The 20,030-nt window shown below is 57.7% G+C and carries 18 protein-coding genes; 14 read left to right on the top strand and 4 right to left on the bottom strand.

The window, feature by feature from the left end:
• Window positions 1-95 precede the first annotated feature (95 nt).
• Window positions 96-728 (top strand): nitrate/nitrite response regulator protein NarP, encoded by a 633-nt coding sequence (gene narP, locus D4100_RS18845; protein ID WP_006317258.1) that lies wholly within the window; start codon window positions 96-98, stop codon window positions 726-728.
• Window positions 729-755: 27 nt separating this feature from the next.
• Here the strand turns inward: narP and D4100_RS18840 are convergent, their stop codons facing one another.
• Entirely contained in the window at window positions 756-1,034 is a 279-nt protein-coding gene (locus tag D4100_RS18840) for a winged helix-turn-helix domain-containing protein (RefSeq protein ID WP_013814038.1), read from the bottom strand.
• 281 nt (window positions 1,035-1,315) lie between these two features.
• Here D4100_RS18840 and acrD point away from each other — a divergent pair, with 281 nt between their 5' ends.
• On the top strand, window positions 1,316-4,450 hold the full coding sequence (gene acrD, locus D4100_RS18835) for a multidrug efflux RND transporter permease AcrD (protein ID WP_119804994.1): 3,135 nt from the start codon (window positions 1,316-1,318) through the stop codon (window positions 4,448-4,450).
• A 249-nt stretch (window positions 4,451-4,699) separates the two neighbouring features.
• On the opposite strand, the gene ypfM is transcribed toward acrD, so the two are convergent.
• Window positions 4,700-4,759 carry a protein YpfM gene (gene ypfM / locus D4100_RS18830; RefSeq protein ID WP_100396732.1) on the bottom strand — a complete coding sequence of 20 codons (60 nt, stop codon included), beginning with the start codon at window positions 4,757-4,759 and terminating at the stop codon, window positions 4,700-4,702.
• 261 nt (window positions 4,760-5,020) lie between these two features.
• Entirely contained in the window at window positions 5,021-7,060 is a 2,040-nt protein-coding gene (locus tag D4100_RS18825) for a TonB-dependent receptor domain-containing protein (RefSeq protein WP_119804993.1), read from the bottom strand.
• A gap of 393 nt (window positions 7,061-7,453) precedes the next feature.
• Here D4100_RS18825 and yncE point away from each other — a divergent pair, with 393 nt between their 5' ends.
• From yncE to D4100_RS18790, 7 genes are all read left to right on the top strand, one after another.
• On the top strand, window positions 7,454-8,524 hold the full coding sequence (gene yncE / locus D4100_RS18820) for a 7-bladed beta-propeller protein YncE (protein ID WP_119804992.1): 1,071 nt from the start codon (window positions 7,454-7,456) through the stop codon (window positions 8,522-8,524).
• Between the two features lie 9 nt (window positions 8,525-8,533).
• Window positions 8,534-10,708, top strand: a complete 2,175-nt coding sequence (locus D4100_RS18815) for a TonB-dependent siderophore receptor (protein WP_119804991.1) — start codon at window positions 8,534-8,536, stop codon at window positions 10,706-10,708.
• Window positions 10,709-11,017: 309 nt separating this feature from the next.
• Window positions 11,018-11,362, top strand: coding sequence for a SymE family type I addiction module toxin (locus D4100_RS18810; RefSeq protein WP_119804990.1), 345 nt, complete (start codon window positions 11,018-11,020; stop codon window positions 11,360-11,362).
• A gap of 194 nt (window positions 11,363-11,556) precedes the next feature.
• Window positions 11,557-12,036: a tetratricopeptide repeat protein gene (locus D4100_RS18805; protein ID WP_119804989.1), complete on the top strand. Its 480-nt coding sequence runs from the start codon at window positions 11,557-11,559 to the stop codon at window positions 12,034-12,036.
• A gap of 9 nt (window positions 12,037-12,045) precedes the next feature.
• A complete protein-coding gene (locus D4100_RS18800) occupies window positions 12,046-12,477 on the top strand; it encodes a GNAT family N-acetyltransferase (protein WP_119804988.1) in 432 nt (143 codons plus the stop codon).
• Window positions 12,478-12,492: 15 nt separating this feature from the next.
• On the top strand, window positions 12,493-12,813 hold the full coding sequence (locus D4100_RS18795; RefSeq protein ID WP_119804987.1) for an isochorismate lyase: 321 nt from the start codon (window positions 12,493-12,495) through the stop codon (window positions 12,811-12,813).
• Window positions 12,814-12,836: 23 nt separating this feature from the next.
• On the top strand, window positions 12,837-13,442 hold the full coding sequence (locus D4100_RS18790) for a GNAT family N-acetyltransferase (RefSeq protein WP_119804986.1): 606 nt from the start codon (window positions 12,837-12,839) through the stop codon (window positions 13,440-13,442).
• A 15-nt stretch (window positions 13,443-13,457) separates the two neighbouring features.
• Here the strand turns inward: D4100_RS18790 and D4100_RS18785 are convergent, their stop codons facing one another.
• Window positions 13,458-13,883: a GNAT family N-acetyltransferase gene (locus D4100_RS18785; RefSeq protein WP_004951804.1), complete on the bottom strand. Its 426-nt coding sequence runs from the start codon at window positions 13,881-13,883 to the stop codon at window positions 13,458-13,460.
• A 226-nt stretch (window positions 13,884-14,109) separates the two neighbouring features.
• Between D4100_RS18785 and D4100_RS18780 the strand changes: the two genes are divergently transcribed.
• The 5 genes from D4100_RS18780 to D4100_RS18760 all read left to right on the top strand — a co-directional run bounded on the left by D4100_RS18780 (window position 14,110) and on the right by D4100_RS18760 (window position 20,014).
• Window positions 14,110-14,475 (top strand): ArsC family reductase, encoded by a 366-nt coding sequence (locus tag D4100_RS18780; protein WP_037431537.1) that lies wholly within the window; start codon window positions 14,110-14,112, stop codon window positions 14,473-14,475.
• Window positions 14,472-15,599, top strand: a complete 1,128-nt coding sequence (dapE, locus tag D4100_RS18775; RefSeq protein ID WP_119804985.1) for a succinyl-diaminopimelate desuccinylase — start codon at window positions 14,472-14,474, stop codon at window positions 15,597-15,599. The genes D4100_RS18780 and dapE overlap by 4 nt, the downstream gene beginning before the upstream one ends.
• Window positions 15,596-16,270, top strand: a complete 675-nt coding sequence (locus D4100_RS18770; RefSeq protein ID WP_119804984.1) for a M15 family metallopeptidase — start codon at window positions 15,596-15,598, stop codon at window positions 16,268-16,270. The genes dapE and D4100_RS18770 overlap by 4 nt, the downstream gene beginning before the upstream one ends.
• 2 nt (window positions 16,271-16,272) lie before the next feature.
• Window positions 16,273-16,464: a YpfN family protein gene (locus D4100_RS18765; RefSeq protein WP_004951808.1), complete on the top strand. Its 192-nt coding sequence runs from the start codon at window positions 16,273-16,275 to the stop codon at window positions 16,462-16,464.
• Window positions 16,465-16,726: 262 nt separating this feature from the next.
• A complete protein-coding gene (locus D4100_RS18760) occupies window positions 16,727-20,014 on the top strand; it encodes a transglutaminase family protein (RefSeq protein ID WP_119804983.1) in 3,288 nt (1,095 codons plus the stop codon).
• Window positions 20,015-20,030 lie beyond the last annotated feature (16 nt).

The raw sequence follows: 20,030 nt of genomic DNA, 5'->3' as shown, positions 1-20,030 counted from the left end.
CGTTGATTGCCACTATTTTACAAGAGTCTGTCCCACTGTGAAGCGCGCTGCACTGCGCGTTTGAGTGGCTTTACTCGCTACAGGGAGCATATGTCATGGTGATGAAGAATTACCGAGTATTGATCGTCGACGACCATCCGCTGATGCGCCGTGGCATCAAACAGCTGCTGGGGCTGGACCCGTGGTTTACCGTGGTGGCCGAAGCCGGCGACGGCAACGAGGCGATTGCCCTCGCGCTGCAATACACGCCGGACGTGATCCTGCTCGATCTGAACATGAAAGGGCTGTCCGGCCTGGACACGTTGAAAGCGCTGCGCAATGAGGGCGTCGATGCGCGCATCATCGTGCTGACGGTTTCCGATGCGCGCAGCGACGTGTATGCGCTGATCGACGCCGGCGCCGACGGCTATCTGCTGAAAGACAGTGAACCGGAACAGCTGCTGGAACATATTCGCGCGGCGGCGGAAGGCCAGAACGTGATCAGCGATGCTGTGGCGGACTACCTGTCATCCCGCAGCGAACAGCACGATCCCTTCGCCGAACTGACCGAACGCGAGCTGGACGTGTTGCAGGAAGTGGCGCGCGGCATGTCCAACAAACAGGTGGCGGCACAGCTGCACATTTCCGAAGAGACGGTGAAAGTGCATATCCGCAATATGCTGCGCAAACTGGACGTCCGTTCACGCGTGGCGGCGACGGTGATGTACCTGGAACACAAGAGTCAATGATGCTTCCCCCGGCATGCCGGGGAAAGTTTATTCGATGGCGGCAAACAACGCCTGATGATGCTGGTGGATCCAACTCTTGTTGAGTGGCCCCCAGTTTTCCAACTGGTAAAAACCGTCGTTATTGCGCACCCCCTGCTGCACAAACTGCAACTCCACCCCCAGGCCAGGCAAGGCTTTCAGCACGTCTTGCAGCGTACGGCGCGGCCAGCCGGTCAATTCCATCAGACGCGGAACGTTTGGCCGCTCACTGTGGCTGATCAGCCAACACAGATAAAGGCGACGGGCAAATACCGGGTTAATTTCCATGCCAAGCTCCTGCTTTGCGGTGAGTCCTGATGATTTTCCGGGAACCTTGAACGGCCAGGCCCTTGATAGTCATAAAATTGTCTTAATGACATTTTTCACTGGCGTTGAGACGTCATTATCGGTTTCTACTACCGTTATTTACATTAACTCCTTTTTTTCTCCACGCTTTACTCCCCCTTCGCGAGTAAAGTGCAATAACGCCGGAATCCTTCCCAGCCGCTGGTAAACGCAATCCAGATGCGTCTTAAAGATAGAACAAGTCATAACGAGGTTCGCGCTGCATGGCCAATTTTTTTATTGATCGCCCGATTTTCGCCTGGGTTTTGGCAATTATTCTTTGCCTGACCGGCGCTTTGGCGATTTTTTCCCTACCCGTGGAACAGTATCCGAACCTCGCGCCACCGAACGTTCGCATTAGCGCCACCTACCCTGGCGCCTCAGCGCAAACGCTGGAAAACACCGTTACCCAGATTATCGAACAGAACATGACCGGCCTGGATAACATGATGTACATGTCGTCGCAGAGCACCAACACCGGGCGAGCCACGGTAACGCTGACCTTTGAGGCCGGCACCGATCCCAACGAGGCGATGCAGCAGGTGCAAAACCAGTTGCAGGCGGCGATTAAACGGCTGCCGCAGGCGGTGCAAACTCAGGGCGTGACGGTATCAAAATCCGGTGATACCACGCTGATGATGGTGGCGTTCGTCTCTACCGACGGCAGCATGGACAAGCAGGATATCGCCGATTATCTGGTGTCCAATTTGCAAGACCCGCTCAGCCGCATCAATGGCGTGGGCAGTATGGACGTTTACGGCTCGCAGTACGCCATGCGCATCTGGCTCGATCCCAACAAGCTGACCAGTTACCAGCTCACTACCCAGGACGTGGTTACCGCCATCGAGTCCCAGAATGCCCAGGTGGCGGTCGGCCAGCTCGGCGGCACGCCGTCCGTCGACAAACAGGCGCTTAACGCCACCGTTAACGCCCAGTCGCAATTGCAGACGCCGGAACAGTTCAGGCAAATAACCCTGCGGGTCAATCAGGACGGCTCACTGGTGACACTGGGCGATGTTTCCACCATCGAACTGGGTGGCGAAAACTATGACTACCTCAGCCGCTATAACGGCATGCAGGCCGCCGGCATGAACATCAAGCTGGCCTCCGGCGCCAACGAGCTGCAGACCGACCAGTTGGTGAAGGACAAAATCGCCGAGCTGTCGCAGTATTTCCCGCACGGGCTGGAGGCGAAGGTCGCCTATGAAACTACCCCGTTCGTTAAGGCCTCAATCAAAGACGTAGTAAAAACGCTGCTGGAAGCCATTGTGCTGGTGTTCCTGGTGATGTACCTGTTCTTGCAAAACTTCCGCGCTACGTTGATCCCCACCATCGCCGTGCCGGTAGTCTTGCTGGGCACCTTCGCCATTCTTTCCGCCTTCGGATTCAGCATCAATACCCTGACCATGTTCGCCATGGTGCTGGCGATCGGCCTGCTGGTGGATGACGCCATCGTGGTGGTGGAGAACGTCGAGCGAGTGATGAGCGAAGAGGGCCTGCCGCCGCGCGAGGCCACGCGCAAATCCATGGGGCAGATCCAGGGTGCGCTGGTCGGTATCGCCATGGTGCTCTCGGCGGTGTTTATTCCGATGGCGTTCTTCGGCGGGACCACCGGCGCGATTTATCGCCAGTTCTCGATCACCATAGTGTCCTCCATGGTGCTGTCAGTGCTGGTGGCGATGATCCTGACCCCTGCCCTGTGCGCCACGCTGCTCAAGCCGCTGGCCAAGGGCCATCACCACGGCAAGCGCGGCTTCTTCGGCTGGTTCAACCGCATGTTCAACCGCAATGCCGATCGCTACGAGCGCGGCGTGGCGCGTGTGCTGCATTTCAGTTTGCGCTACATGGCGATTTATCTGCTGCTGCTCGCCGGCATGGCGCTGCTGTTCATCAAGTTGCCGAGCTCGTTTCTGCCGCAGGAAGACCGTGGGGTATTCACCGTGCAGGTGCAGTTACCGCCGGGTTCGACCCTGCAACAGACCGCCAAGGTAGTGGAAAAAGTCGAGCACTACTTCCTGACCAAAGAAAAGCAGGACGTGTTGTCGGTGTTCTCTACCATCGGCGCCGGGCCGGGCGGCAACGGGCAGAACGTGGCGCGCATGTTTATCCGTTTGAAAGACTGGGATCTGCGCACCTCAGGCGCCAATACCTCTTTCGATATCATCGATCGCGCCACCCATGCGTTCAGCAAAATCAACGAGGCGCGGGTCATTGCCAGCAGCCCGCCGGCGATTACCGGCCTGGGTAACTCTTCCGGCTTCGATGCGGAGCTGGAAGACCACGCCGGGCTGGGCCACGCCAAACTGATGGCAGCGCGCGATCAATTACTGCAACTGGCGGGGGACAACCCGCTGCTGGCCCGCGTTCGCCATAATGGCCTGGACGACAGCCCGCAGTTGCAAATCAATATTGACCAGCGTAAGGCGCAAGCGCTCGGCGTGGCCGTCGATGACATCAACAACACGCTGTCTACCGCCTGGGGCTCGACTTACGTCAACGACTTTGTCGATCGCGGCCGGGTGAAAAAGGTGTACGTGCAGGCCGCCGCGCCGTTCCGCATGCTGCCTGGCGATATCGACAAATGGTATGTGCGCAACAGCGCGGGCGGTATGGTGCCTTTCTCGGCCTTCTCGACCTCACACTGGGAATATGGCTCCCCTCGCCTGGAGCGTTACAACGGCAGTTCGGCGGTGGAGATCGTCGGCGAGGCGGCGGAAGGCGTCAGCACCGGCACTGCGATGGCCGAGATGGAGAAAATCGTCAGCCAGCTGCCGACCGGCTTCGGCCTGGAATGGACGGCAATGTCCTATCAGGAACGGCTGTCAGGCTCGCAGGCACCTGCGCTGTACGCCATCTCGCTGCTGGTGGTGTTCCTGTGCCTCGCGGCGCTGTACGAGAGCTGGTCGATTCCGTTCTCGGTAATGCTGGTGGTGCCGCTCGGGGTAATCGGCGCCGTCGCCGCCACCTGGCTGCGCGGACTGGAGAATGACGTTTACTTCCAGGTTGGGCTGCTGACCATCATCGGCCTGTCGGCGAAGAACGCCATTCTGATCGTCGAATTCGCCAACGAGCTGAATCAGAAAGGACAGGATTTGATGTCCGCCACGCTGGAAGCCTCACGCATGCGGCTGCGGCCGATTTTGATGACCTCGTTGGCCTTTATCTTCGGCGTATTGCCGATGACAATCAGCAGCGGTGCCGGCTCCGGCAGCCAGCATGCGGTAGGCACCGGGGTGATGGGCGGCATGATATCCGCCACCCTGCTGGCTATCTTCTTCGTACCGCTGTTCTTTGTGCTGGTACGGCGGCGCTTCCCGGGTAAACCCTTGCCGGCAGCAAACGCGGAAAACGCCGAATAGCAGGCATAAAAAAGCAGCATCGGCAAACCGATGCTGCTTTATCTTGAACGAGAATGTCGTTCCCAAGGTGTTTCAAATACCGACAAATAAACCATACCCTTTACTCTATACCCTATGAATTTCAAGTTGCGGCTAGGCGGCCACCTTGCTCATCCCCAGGCGCTTACTCCGGTAAGTAACTGGGGTGAGCCAGTGCAGCCAACAACGCTGCAATTTGAAATACGACGGGTATTCAGTTTCAACGCAGTATCAGTTACCCAACATCTCATCGATGAAGTCTTTCCAATTTCCTAATTCACGATCAACCATAATACTTTACAACCTCAATTATTAGACGAAGCGAATTCTACGCCTGTTTTTTGAGCAAGTGAAGTATTTCGGGAACGATGCCGGCCGCGGAAACCGGGGTTGGCGCACATTTTCGTATTAATCCTACCCAAGGGTATTTCGCCATATTCCCCGTTGCGATAAACCCCATAATTGCCGTGCGCAGAAAGCATAAAGCCGATACCGAGCCGCAAAATACCGGCCGCAGTCGGGCAAGCGGCCGGGTAAATCGCTCTGGCGCGTTTAAAAATCAACGCGTAAACCCAGGTTATAGCGGCGCCCTTCAAGCTGCGGATATTCGCCCCAATTGGTGGTGCGTTTGGGTGCGGTATCGAAAATGTTATACACGCCGGCCATCACCTGGGTGTGCTTGTCCAGACGGTATATGACCCCGGCGTCCAACAAGGTATAAGCGCCATAGCGGGTATGATCGCCGCTATCGTCGTTGCGGCTGCGATAATTGACTTTGGACCACACATCCAGCGCCGAAGCCGCCGCCCACTTAACGGATAAGTTGGCCATGTGTTTGGGGAAGTCATTCAGCGCATAGCCCTTATTGATACCGTTTTTCTGCTCGCTCTTGTTGAAGGTGTAGTTGGCGCTGATATTCAGCCGGTCCGTGGCCTGCCAGTCCGCATTGAGCTCCACGCCGTAGACATTGGCCTTGCCGATATTGAAATATTTATCAATGGAATCGGCGCTGTAACCGTTGACCACGCAAGGGATATTCTCGCTCGCCTCGCAGATATTGACTTCAGCAATCTTGTTCTTGAAATCGGTATAAAATACCGTGCCGTCCAAAGACAGATCGCGGTTGTTATTCCAGTACAGCCCCAGTTCGGTATTCAGGCTGGTTTCCGGCTTCAGCTCGCTATTGCCTACCGACAGGTAAGGGTAAGGCGGGTTGCTGCCACGCGGGGTGATAAATTGATCCGAGTTTTCCCGCAGCGAGGGCTTTTTATACCCGGAGGAGATCCCCCCCTTCAGCGCCCAGGCTTCGTCCAGCATCCAGTTGCCGTAAAGTTTCGGGCTGATGTGGGTGCCGAAGTAGTTATCCCGGTCCATGCGCGCCGAAGTGGTCAGCGAGAAGTCATCGATGTTCCACTGCCCTTCGGCGAACAGCGCCCAGCCGTCACGCGAAATTTTCGTCACCGGCTCGATCCCCGGAGCCCGCTTGCTGTCGGCGTAGAAGTCGTCGTTCAGCGTTTCGCGGCTGTAGTTGCCGCCGAGAGTCAGGTTGTGCTCGCCGAGGCTCAGCTTGGCCTGGCTATTCAGAACGTAATTCTCGGTTTGAATATGCTGCGGCGCCAGTTGGGCGCTGTGGTAGGTGGATTCGCCTTTCTCATACTGGAAATAGCTGGTGGTGGCGACGCTATCTTCAGCATACCAGCCCGAGTGGGTCAGGCTGAGGGCGTCGCGATCGAAGTCCCATCCCCAGGGCGTGCCGCCGCCTTTGGCCGAACGGCTGCGCTTTTTCTCCCCTTTGGCGAGGTTCAGGTCGAACAGGTTGGTTTCGTTGGCGGCAAAGCCCAGCGTCATGTCGAGGGACTTTTTGTTGTTCTTGCTGAAAGCGTTGGGTTTTTCGTCTTCGCGGCGATCGAGGTAATCTGCCGAAAGATTGAGCCCCAGCACGTCAGGCACCAGCGGCCCCATCAGGAACAGGTTGGCCTGCTGGGTATTGCCGAAATCCTGATGCTGCTGCAGGAAACTGTTGCCGGCAATGGACCCTATCCATTCCCGCACGCCAAACGGCTTTTTGGTGATCACGTTGACCACGCCGCCAATGGAGTCGGAACCATACAACGATGACATCGGGCCGCGGATCACCTCAATGCGTTCAATGGCCGCCAGCGGCGGCAAAAAGCCGGCTTCGGTACCGATATTTTGGCCATACGGACGCGATTCGCCGGTATTTTGCTTGATGCTGTTCACCATGAACGAGGTGTAACTCGAGTCCATGCCGCGGATCATGATATCCCCTGAAACCTCGCTGCCGGCACCGCTGCTGACGAACAGCCCGGAGACATCCTGCACCGCTTCGGCGACATCGCGGCTGTTTTGCTTTTCGAAAGATTTTTTATCGATAACCGAGATACTGGCGGGCGCATACTTCTTGTTCTGCTTAAACCCGGAGGCCGTAACCACCAGCTGGTCTTCCTGCGAAGCGTTATTTTCCTTCTCGGCCCCCTCTTCCTGCGCGTAAACCTGAGGCGTGCCCATCAATGCCAAAGCAATGACCGTCGCGATGCCGGAGCGTTTTCCCATGGATTGTTGATCAATCATCACTGTTCCTAATCGAGCCTGTTTCTGGTTGGTGTTGTAGCTCACAGAGCGCCCAATACGGCAAACGTAGAGCGCGAGCGCGGCATCGACAGCCACTGCGCACGGCGCTGTACCCACTTCTGAACGTTGTATTTTTATTTACAGTTCTTAACAAAAGCCGGGCGAATATAGCGGATATCCACCAACAATAAAAACGAAATGAAAATCATTACAATGCATAAACAAGCAGAAAAAAGGCGTAACAAACGGAACAAAAAACCCAACAATTAAAATAAATACCTTTAATTTCAATAAGTAAAACACATCGATATCAATGATTAATTAAATGATATTGATATTAATTATCAATATCATTAGCATCGACAAATCGTAAATTGATGTAAAGGAATGTCTATGTCGATGCACCTGATCGCCCCAACCAAAGGTTTTTCTCTCAGCGCCCTGACGTCTGCCCTGCTGCTGTGGTCTTGTTCAACGCTGGCTGCCGAACTGCCCGAAAACCATTTTCAGACCAAACCGGTAGGCTATGGCCTGTACGAACTGGCTTTTGACGGCGAAAACAACACCCTGTTTGCCGCCTCTACGCCTTCATTCGCCAAAGGGAAAAACACCGGTATCGTCTACCGGGTCAACCCGACCACATTAGCCACCGACGCCAATATCCTGACCCAGCGCCGCGCCTTCGCTACCGCGTTGGATGAACAGCGGCATCTGCTGTATATCGGCAATACCGTGGACGGTTCGGTGACGGTGATCGACACCCAGACAGGCAAAGAACTCGCCACTATCCAGCTCGATGAAAGCGTGAAAGAAGACCAGTTCACGCCAACGCGCGAGATGGTGCTCGATAAGAAAAACCAGCGTCTGTATGTCACCGGTACCGCGAAAAAAGGCGTGTTGTGGGTTATCGATACTGCCAATCGGAAAAAAATCGCCACCCTGAGCAACATGGGTGAATACCCGACCGGCATTGCGCTGGACAGCGAACGTGGCCGTATCTACTGCGTCAATGGTGGTGGCGAACTGATCACCCTGGACACCGCCAGCCACAACATCCTGAAACGCGTGGTGGTTGAACCCGCCAAGAAACACTTCTTCCTCAACATCAGTCTGGACAGCAAAACCGGCCGCGCTTTCATCACCGATCCCGATCTGCCGAAGGTGCTGGTTGTTGATGTGAATAGCGGGAAAATCCTGCACCAGATTGACGTGATCAATTCCCTGGCGGTGTTGTTCAACCCGGGGCGCAATGAGATCTACATCAGCCACCGTGAAGCCAAGCGCATCAGCATCGTTGACAGCAACAGCTACCAGGTAAAAAACAGCATCACTACCACCGCCTTGCCGAATAGCCTCGCGCTGTCCGCAGACGGCAATACGCTGTTTGCCAGCATCAAACAGTCCAAGGAAGAGATGGAGAAGAAGCAGGACTACCTGATTAAAATCAACCTTGGCGGACTGTGAGACTTATCCATGGCTAGTTTTATGATTCGCCTTTCCGGGGGAGCGCTGCTGTGCCTCCCGGTCATGGTTGCACAAGCGGCGGGTACCGAGCAGGCCCCCCGCACTCAGAAAGAAGACACTCTTGAGGTGGTCGCTTCGCCCTTCAGCGATGACGGCAGTACCGAGAACACCGGCTCCTATACCACCAAACAGATGACCACGGCGACCGGGTTGCCGCTGAGCATCAAGGATACGCCGCAGTCGGTCTCGGTGATAACTCGCCAGCAAATGGACGATCTCAACGCGACTTCGCTGAAGGAAATCCTGCGCTGGTCCACCGGCGTCAGCGAAAGCAATTACGATAGCGAGCGTTCCTCGTTCAACTACCGTGGTTTCAGCGTTGATAGCTATCAATACGACGGTGTCCCCACCTTCTTTGACTCCGGCTACTCCGGCGGGGAATCGGAGATTGACGCGATCACGCTGGATCACGTGGAGATCGTCAGGGGTGCTGCGGGTTTGCTGAACGGTAACGGCAATCCGGGTGCCGTCATCAATCTGGTCAGAAAAAAAGCGTCCAGCCTTTCGCCTTTTGCCCGCGCCGAACTTTCTGCCGGTTCCTGGGATCACTACCGGACCACGGTCGATGTCGGTACGCCGCTCAATGACGAAGGGACCGTCAGGGTGCGTATCGCCGCCGCCGGCGAACGCAGCCGCTCCTTTATGGAACGCCACCAGGAGCGCAAAGGCACTCTCTACGGTACGCTGGAGGCCGATCTGAGCAGCAATACCCTGCTGCGCCTGGGAGCTGATTATCAGCAAAATCGGCCGAAAGCCTCCACCTGGGGCGGCGCATTGCCGACCGGCTGGTTCAGCGACGGCAGTGAGATTAACTGGGATCGGCACTATAACGGCGCCTCTGACTGGTCGAGCTGGGATACCACCCTGACCACCCAGTTTGCCACGCTGGAACATGAGTTCGATAACGACTGGAAAGGCGTGGCCAATTATACCCACAGCCGCCAGGCTTTCGATGCCAAAATGGCGATGAGCCTCGGCGGGCTGATCGATCCGGCAACCTGGGCGGTACAACCTGCAAACCCTTATTCTGCGCGCTATGAAGGCTACCGTGATCAACATGCGATAGACATGAAGTTGAACGGTGACTTCACCCTGCTGGGCCGCAACCACACATTTGTGGTAGGCAGCTCCTCTGCCTGGCAGCACAGCTACAGCACCTATCGCAGCGCCACCTACTCGCAGCAGCAGTTCAACGGTAGCCTGCGGGATTGGAACGGCGGCCAGGGCGAGCCTGAGTGGTCGGATAAAATGCCGCAAATGGATTACCGCACACGGCAGATCGGCATTTACAGCAGCGCCGACTTCTCGCTGACGGACCGGCTGGATCTGGTGCTCGGCGCCCGTTTCAACAGCTTCAAAAACACCACGACCACCACCGCCAACAAGGTCACTCCGTTCGTGGGAACCGTCTATAAGCTGACCGAACAGATCTCTGCCTATGCCAGCTACACCGACATATTCAAGGATCAAAACCTGCTCGACAGCAACGGCCGCAACCTGGCGCCGATTGAAGGGGTCAACAAAGAAGTGGGTATCAAGGCTGCGCTGCTGGATGACCGGCTCAACGTTTCGCTGTCGGCGTTCCGCATCACGCAGGACAATCTCGGGGTGCAGGACGAGAGCGCCAGTGATCCGGATTCGCTGCAACAGACCTATCATGAGAGCCAGGGCGCGACCAGCAAAGGGGTCGAGTTCGAACTGAGCGGTGAGCTGGCGCAGGGCTGGAACGCCCAGCTCGGCATCACCCATTTCTCACTGAAAGACAAGGACAAGGTTAATCTCAACACCGAACAGCCGCGCACCCGCATCAACCTGTTCACCACTTATCAGCTGACAGGTGCCCTGCGCGATCTGACGCTGGGCGGTGGCGCACGCTGGCAGAGCGGCGTTTACGCCAACGTCACCGGGGCCAACAACGGCGAGTTTGTGGAACGCAAGGCCGAGCAAGGATCTTATGTACTGTTCGACGCGATGGCGCGTTACAAACTGACGCCGCAGACCTCAGTGCAACTTAACCTGAACAACGTTTTTGACGAGAAATACTACTCGCAGGTGAATTTCTACAGCACCCGCAACTATGGCGAGCCACGTAACCTGATGCTGACGCTGAAGCACGAGTTCTGATCGCCCTGCCATAAAAACCGGCCCCGGACAACGGGGCCGAGTCTTTCCAGGACGTTTCCCCACTGTTGGCAGTTGGCGAAGTCTCTCGCAAACGTGAAACCTTTAAACATAAACCCATTTCATGAGTAACAATCGGATAGTATTTGGGTATCCCCCGCCCTAACGGGAGTCTGTTTTCTATGTCACTAGCTACCCGACTACATGAATAACGTAAAAAGTTAGGGCCTTACTACCGGCCAGAGGATCGAGATGATCACCGAGCCGGTGACAGTTGATTATCCGCATTGCGCCAGCCACGGAGGGCACAACATGAACATAACTTTTACCCCGGAACCCATCCCCGAGTTGACAATCACAGGCATTGAGCTGGCCGAGTTGGGTTTTGGTATCGGCGAGCCGTTGCAAATTACGCTGCGACCAGATGGGCTGTGGATCACCGTCGTCACCGATGACGCCATCTGGGAAGCACTCTGCGAAGCCAGCCAGCACAGCCCGGATCTTGGTGCAGATTGGGTACGGGAGAACGGCGAGCTGGTGATTGGTGGCGATTGGCTGATTGAGTCTGGGATCACTGAGGCCGGGCAATTGGAAGTCATCTCTGCTCCCGGAGTGATCCGGTTGCAGCGGCGGGAGATTGAGGGATTCGAGGCTTAGAAACACTAACCCCGGCCAAGGCCGGGGTTAGATAAGTGAAGGTTCCGCACCCAAAACCCCTTTTCATCCTTGTAGCGCGCCCTGCGGGAATAACCTGGCCGACCGCTTACTGACCTCTATATTTCTTGTAGGATCAATTCTTCCGTAGTAGCGTGCCAGGGGTAGAAAAAACCCCACTTTTCTGAGGCCATAACATGTCCCCGACGCTGACGATCGAACAATTGAAACAGCTGGGCCGCTATCAGGAAGCGACCGAACTGGCGCAGCAGCAATTGCTGCAAAAACCGGAAGATGCCGCGCTGCACTACCAATTGGCCTGCCTGTACGACGTGCAGGGATTTGAGCAGCAGGCGATCCCCTGCTACCTCGCGGCATTGGCGCACACTCTGCCGGCGGCGCAGCGGCAGGAAGCCTGGCTTGGTCTGGGCAGTACCTACCGCGCACTCGGGCTGTATCAACCATCGCTGGCCGCCTTCGACAATGGGCTGGCCGAGTTCCCGCAGGCCAGGGAACTCACCCTGTTCCGCGCCATGACGCTGTACAATCTGGGGGAAACCAAACAAGCGGTGGCCGATCTGCTGCTGCTGTTGGCGGAAACCTCCTCGCATCGCGACATCAGCAGCTACCAGCGCGCTATCCGTCAATATGCCGCCGATCTGGACCGCATCGGCTAGGAGAGAAGCATGGAGATTGTGACCGACCCAAACCGCTACCGCATCGACTGGCCGCAATTGGCCGCGTTGTTGGCCGCCGCCGGGCTGGGCCAGCGTGACCCGCATCAGCTACAGCGCGTTTATCAGCACAGCCAGTTTTGCTATTGGGGATACCTCGACGGCGAACTGGTGGCCACCGCCCACGCCATCAGCGACATGACTTCGGTGGCTTACCTGGCCGACGTGGCTATCCATCCCCACTATCAGGGCCGCGGTCTGGGCAGGCTGCTGATGGACCGGGTCATGCAGGATTTGGCGCCGCTCGGCAAGGTGTTTATCTACTCGGTACCCGACAAACTGGAATTCTACAAAAAATACCACTTCCACGAACTGACTACCGGCATGGTCTATGCCGAGGGGCCGGCCTTGGCCCGCCTGCAGCAAAGTGGCTACGTACGCTAAAAAAGGAAACCCGAAGTGATCATCGAGAACAAGCTTTCTCCGCAAGACTGTGCGGGCATGAGCGATATCCGCGCGGAAATCGACATGCTGGACGAACACATCATTAAACTGATCGCCCAGCGCTTTGCCTACGTGAAGGCCGCCGCAAAATTCAAAACCAGCCCCGATGCGGTGCGTGCCAAAGAGCGCTTCGAGGCCATGCTGCAACAACGAAGAGTCTGGGCCGACGAGCAGGGCTTAAGCCCGGAAGTGATAGAAAAAATGTATCGCGACCTGGTTAATTATTTTATTGGCGAAGAGATGAAACACTGGTCGCGTGAAAACGGCGAAAAGTGAATTCAAGGGGGAAATAGCGGCAAATGTCTGACTCATCCTGGCTTATCGAAACCGAGCTGAAAAGCAAAACCGTCAGCCTGATCCCTCTGCGCAAAGATCATGCGGCGGCGCTGGTGCAGGCGGCCGCTGATGGGCACCTCTGGGAACTTTGGTTTACTTCGGCGCCCAACGAAAACACCGTCGATGATTATGTCGGTTTCGCCCTGAGCGAACAGGCCGCCGGGCGGGCGTTGCCTTTTGTCGTAGTGCATAACGACACGCAAAAGATTGTCGGCACCACCCGCATTTGCAATGCCGATGGGCACAACCGCCGCGTTGAAATTGGCTATACCTGGTATGCCAAAAGCCATCAGAGAACCGCCGTCAACACCGAGTGCAAACGCCTGCTGCTCGGCTATGCGTTCGAAGCGCTGGCGGTGATTGCCGTTGAATTTCGCACCCACTGGCACAATCACGCATCGAGAACGGCTATCGCGCGTTTGGGCGCCAAGCAGGACGGCGTGCTGAGAAACCACCAGAAAAATGCCGATGGCAGCTATCGCGATACGGTGGTTTTCTCGATCATCGACCATGAATGGCCAATGGTTAAAAAAAGCCTGGAGTATAAATTACGCCAGACCAGAGAGTGATTGCCGCGGGTCAGGTTATAAGGTCTTCGACATAAAAATTCGGCTGGTACCTGCCGGTAGGCAAGGCACTTCACCAAAGCGCGTCCAGCCGTTCTGTTCGTAAAACCTCGGTGCCTGGAAGCTGATGGTGTACAGCACCGCGGAAACGCAACCCCTGCGGCGCCCTTCCAGCTCGAAGCGGCGCAGCAGTTCGCTGCCCAGCCCTGCACCCCGCATTGATTCAGGCAGGTAAAACAAATCCACAAACAGCAAACCCAGCGAAGAGCGCCCGGTAATGCCGCCAAGCACCTCACCGCTGCTCGGGTCTTTCACCGTCACCGCCAGCGGGCGACGATCGCTGCTGCCGGTCACCTCATCGTTATACTGATTCAGCCCTTCCGCGATCAGCGCTTCTATTTTATCTACAGCGTACTCGGTAGTTTCGATACGGTATTTTTCCACATTACTCTCTCCGATAGGATGGCAGGCTGCCGCATTCAGATTAGCAAATATTCGCCGCACTGAATGCAGCCCGAATTTTTTCGCCCTTTCCCTGGCTTTCGGACCATTGGACGGTGGAACTCCCCGCCATTTTTCGGCATGCTGGGCGCTGGTTTTCATTTTACCGCCACGGCGGTTTACCACTGGCGCCATGCCGGTGTTGGGTTGCAGAGAAGGTTCTTATTCCATGACGTTGACCATGTACGGCATCAAAAATTGTGACACCATCAAAAAGGCGCGCCGCTGGCTGGAAGAGCAAGGCGTGGCTTATCAATTTCATGACTACCGCGCCGACGGGCTGGATGAACAGCAGTTGCGCGGGTTCGTCGAACGTCTGGGCTGGGAACCGCTGCTGAATACCCGCGGCACCACCTGGCGCAAGCTGGATGAAGCGCAGCGCAACGCCTGCGACAACGCCGATGCGGCCATCGCGCTGATGCTGGCGCAGCCGGCGATCATCAAACGCCCGCTGCTGGACGACGGCAAGGGGCACGCCCTGCTCGGCTTCAGTGCCGAAGGCTACCAGCAATTTATTTCTGAGGTAACAGCATGATTTGCCCGGTTATCGAACTGGCTCAGCAGCTCATCAAACGCCCGTCCCTCAGCCCGCACGATGAAGGCTGCCAGGCGCTGATGATCGAACGTCTGGAGGCGATTGGTTTTACCGTTGAGCCGATGCCCTTCGGCGACACCCTGAACTTCTGGGCCTGGCGCGGCGAAGGGCAAACTTTGGCGTTTGCCGGCCACACCGACGTGGTGCCGACCGGCGATGAAAAACGCTGGGACAACCCGCCGTTTGAACCCGCCATTCGCGACGGCATGCTGTATGGCCGCGGCGCGGCGGACATGAAAGGTTCGCTGGCGGCGATGGTGGTGGCTGCGGAGCGCTTTGTGGCGGCTAACCCGCACCATCAGGGCCGTCTGGCGTTCCTGATCACCTCCGACGAAGAAGCCAGTGCCACTCACGGCACGGTGAAGGTGGTGGAAGCGCTGATGGCGCGCAACGAGCGCCTGGACTATTGCCTGGTCGGCGAGCCGTCCAGCACCGAACGCGTCGGCGACGTAGTGAAAAACGGCCGCCGCGGTTCGATCACCGCCAACCTGCACATTCACGGCATTCAGGGCCACGTAGCCTATCCGCACCTGGCGGATAACCCCGTACATCGCGCCATGCCTGCGCTCAATGAGCTGGTGGCGACCGAGTGGGATCGCGGCAATGAATTTTTCCCGCCGACCAGCATGCAGATCGCCAACGTGCAGGCCGGTACCGGCAGCAACAATGTGATCCCGGGCGAGATGTTCGTCCAGTTCAACTTCCGTTTCAGCACCGAGTCAACCGACGCGACGATAAAACAGCGCGTGGAAGAACTGCTGGAGCGGCATCAGCTGAACTACAGCATCGAATGGCGTTTGTCCGGCCAGCCGTTCCTGACCGCGCGCGGTGCGCTGGTGGACGCGGTGGTTAACGCCGTCGAACACTATTCTGAACTGACGCCGCAGTTGCTGACCACCGGCGGCACCTCGGACGGCCGCTTTATCGCCCAAATGGGGGCGCAGGTGGTTGAACTGGGGCCGGTCAATGCGACCATCCACAAGGTCAATGAATGCGTACACGCCGCCGATTTGCAACTGCTAAGCCGCATGTATCAGCGCATTATGGAGCAGTTGGTCGCATGATCACGCCGGCAATGCTGACCGGGCTCTCGACCGATCATCTGGCGCCGTTGAGCGGTAACCATCGCCTGCAGCCCGCGGCGGTGACCGCGTTCCGCGCCATGCAGCAGGCGGCGCTGGCGGCCGGGTTCGATCTGCAGCCCGCCAGCACATTTCGTGATTTCGATCGGCAACTGGCGATCTGGAATGGCAAATTCTGCGGCGAACGACCAGTATTAGATAAAGACAGCCTGCCGCTCGACATCAAGCCGCTGTCCGCCGCCGAGCGCTGCGAAGCGATCCTGCGCTGGTCCGCCCTGCCGGGTGCCAGCCGCCATCACTGGGGCAGCGATCTGGACGTGTACGACCCTTCTTTGTTGCCGGAAGGGCAAAAGCTGCAGTTGGAGCCGTGGGAATATGAGGAAGGCGGTTACTTTTATCCGCTCAATCAGTGGATGACGGAACATATGGCCGAATTTGGTTTTTATCGCCCGTTCACCGAAGACGGCGACGGCGTGGCGGTAGAACCCTGGCATCTGAGCTACCGGCCGCTGGCGCAGCAAGCCGAGCATCTGCTGACGCCTGCGCTGCTGCTGGCCGCCTGGCAAAATAAGGACGTTGCCGGTGCCGAATGGCTTGAACGCCATCTGCCCGCGATATTTTCACGTTTTATACGCAGTGAAGGAAAGGAGTAAACATGCAATGGTTAGCTGACTACTGGTGGATTATCCTGCTGATTTTAGCCGGGATGATCATCAGCGGGATCAAAGAGCTGCGTCGCGTCGACGTAAAACGTTACCTCGCCGATAAGCCGGAATTGCCGCCGCACCGCGATAATAATGCCCAGTGGGACGACGAAGACGACAACTGGCCGAAGAAAAAACCCTGACCGCCTGTACGCGCCGCCTCCCGAGGGCGGCGCTTCATTTCCCCCTCTTCCCGCAGAAAAAAGAATCGACTTCTCAAAAAATTGCCTCTAGATTTAACCCTAATTGGTTAACGTGATGATCATCACACTCCCAGCAGGTAAAACGGTCTGAATACAGACGGGGGTTAACCAAAGCACCACCCTCCACGGTAACGGCTACAGCATGGCATCAGCAGACTGATGTGACCCGATTTCAGATTCTCCTATTCTGAGGCTCGAGCTTATGGCTATTAATATTGCGCTAAACCACGTTACCGAATACCGCTACGACCGACGCATCAACCTGGGTCCCCAAGTCATACGCCTGCGCCCTGCCGCGCACAGCCGCACCTCTGTTCTGGCCTATTCACTGAAAGTGACCCCGGAAAACCACTTTATCAACTGGCAGCAGGATCCTAACGGCAATTACCTGGCCAGGCTGGTGTTCCCGGAAAAAACCGACCACTTCCGCGTGGAAGTGGATATGCGGGTTGAGATGTCGGTGATTAACCCCTTCGATTTCTTCCTGGAGCCACAGGCGGAACATATTCCCTTTTGCTATTCGGAAGAGCAAAAAATCGAGCTGGCGCCTTATCTGCACTGCCAACCGCTCACCCCGGAGCTGGAAAGCTACCTGAGCGGTATCCCCGATGAAGCCCGGCGCAGCGCGGAATTCCTGGTGGCGATCAACCAGCAGTTGCAGCAACACATCGGTTACACCATCCGCATGGAGCCGGGCGTGCAGACGCCGGAAGAGACGCTGACCCTGCGCAGCGGCTCCTGCCGCGATTCCGCCTGGCTGCTGGTGCAGATCCTGCGCAACCTCGGGCTGGCCGCGCGCTTCGTGTCCGGTTATCTGATTCAGCTGACGCCGGACGTCAAATCGCTGGATGGACCGTCGGGGCCGGAGGAAGACTTCACCGATCTGCACGCCTGGACCGAGGTTTACCTGCCCGGCGCCGGCTGGATTGGCCTGGATCCCACTTCCGGGTTGTTTGCCGGTGAAGGGCACATCCCGCTGGCCTGCACGCCGGAACCTTCCAGTGCCGCCCCAATCAGCGGCGCAGTTGATGAGTGCGAATGCGAATTTGAACACCTGATGGCGGTCGCCCGCGTGGACGAAGTGCCGCGCGTGACCAGGCCCTACAGCGAGGAACAATGGCAGGCGATCGATGCGCTCGGTTATCGGATTGACAGCGACTTGCAGGCCAACGGCGTTCATCTGACGATGGGCGGCGAGCCGACGTTCGTCGCCGTCGACGATCCTGACGGTGATGAATGGAATACCGACGCGCTGGGGCCAACCAAGCGCCTGCGCGCCGCCGACTTGTTCCTGCGCATGCGCGAGCGCTACGCCCCCGCCGGGCTGGTGCATTTTGGCCAGGGCAAATGGTATCCCGGCGAGCAACTGCCGCGCTGGTCGCTCAACTGTTTCTGGCGCAGGGACGGCGAGCCGCTGGCCGATCCGGCCATGTTTGCCGACGAACGCGAACCTTCCGCAGTCACCGCCGGGCAGGCGGCGGATTTCCTGCAACGCGTCGCGCAGTATCTGGAGGTTTCCGGCCAGCATATCTTCCCGGCTTATGAAGACCCGCTCTACTACCTGTGGCGCGAACGGCGCCTGCCGGACAACGTCGATCCGTCGGATTCCCGGCTGGAAGATCCGCTGGAGCGAGCGCGGTTGCACAAGGTGTTTGAACAAGGTTTGGGGGCCATCATCGGCCATGTTCTGCCGCTGGCCAGAGAAGAGAACCAGCCGTGGCAAAGCGGTTCCTGGTTCCTGCGCAGCGAGCACTGCTACCTGCTGCCGGGCGATTCACCGCTGGGTTACCGCCTGCCGCTGGATTCTCAACCCTGGGTGCATAAAAGCGACTATCCCTACATTCACAGCGCCGATCCGCATCAACCTTTCCCGACGCTGCCGGCCTACCGGCAACTGCTGCAACCGCATTCATCTGCAGCCGAAAATGCCCGGCCTCAGCCGATAACCCAGCGCCCGGAGCAAAAACAGTCCGCGGACTGGATTGCCCGTACCGCGCTGTGCGCCGAGCCGCGCAACGGCATTCTTTATCTGTTCATGCCACCGACGCGCACGCTGGAAGATTACCTGCAGGTAGTGGAGGCCATTGAGGCCACTTCACTGTCGCTGGGCATTCCGGTGGTGCTGGAAGGCTACGAGCCGCCTTCTGATCCGCGTTTGACCTGTTTTCGCATCACTCCCGATCCCGGCGTCATCGAAGTCAACATTCAGCCGGCGGCCAGTTGGGGCGAACTGGTGGAACAGACCACCTTCCTGTACGACGCCGCGCGCCAGTCGCGCCTGACCACCGAAAAGTTCATGATCGATGGCCGCCATACCGGCACCGGCGGCGGCAACCATATGGTGATGGGCGGCGCCACCCCGGCGGAAAGCCCGTTCCTGCGCCGCCCGGACGTGCTGCGCAGCCTGATCGGCTATTGGCATAACCACCCGTCGCTTTCCTATCTGTTCTCCGGCCTGTTTATCGGCCCGACCAGCCAGGCACCGCGCATTGACGAGGCGCGTAACGATTCGGTCTATGAAATGGAGATCGCCTTTAGCCGCTTCCCGGAGCCGGACGAGGAGGCGCAACCCTGGCTTATCGACCGCCTGCTGCGCAACCTGCTGATCGACTCCAGCGGCAATACCCACCGGGCGGAGTTCTGCATCGACAAACTCTATTCGCCGGATGGCCCAAGCGGCCGTCTGGGGCTGCTGGAACTGCGCGCTTTCGAAATGCCGCCGCATGCCCGGATGTCGCTCACCCAACAGCTATTGCTGCGGGCGTTGCTGGCCCGTTTTTGGCAGCAGCCCTATCAACCGGAGCGGCTGCGCCGTTGGGGTACCGAACTGCACGATCGCTTCATGCTGCCGCACTTTGTGCGCCAGGACTTTAACGATGTGCTCGCCGAACTGCGTGAATTTGGCTACCCGTTTGAAGCAACCTGGTTCGACGCACACTTCGCCTTCCGCTTCCCGCAGCATGGCGAATTTTCCGCCGACGGCGTCCAGGTGCAAATCGACCATGCACTGGAACCCTGGCATGTGATGGGCGAAGAAGGTGCAAGCGGCGGAACCGTGCGCTATGTTGACTCATCCGTCGAACGTCTGCAGATCAGGGTCACCGGGTTTAATGACGATCGCCATCAAGTGACCGTCAATGGCCGTCCGGTGCCGCTGCAACCCACCGGCAACGTCGGCGAGGCGGTCGGTGCCGTGCGCTACCGGGCATGGCAACCCGCAGCCAGCCTGCATCCCACCATTGGCGTGCACGCGCCGCTGACCGTGGAACTGGTGGATACCTGGATGCAACGTTCGCTGGGCGGCTGCCAGTACCACGTCGCCCATCCGGGTGGACGCAGCCACGATACCCACCCGATCAACGCCTATGAGGCCGAAGGCCGCAGGCTGGCGCGTTTCTTGCAGATGGGTCATACGCCTGGAAAATTAACCATCGAACCCCAGACGCGCAATCCGAACTTCCCGTTCACGCTCGATTTGCGCTGGAAATAAGGGGGTCGATACTGAG

This window comes from Serratia inhibens, from assembly GCF_003591175.1.
In the GTDB taxonomy this organism is placed as follows: domain Bacteria; phylum Pseudomonadota; class Gammaproteobacteria; order Enterobacterales; family Enterobacteriaceae; genus Serratia; species Serratia inhibens.
This window is presented reverse-complemented; position numbering and strand designations above follow the sequence as displayed.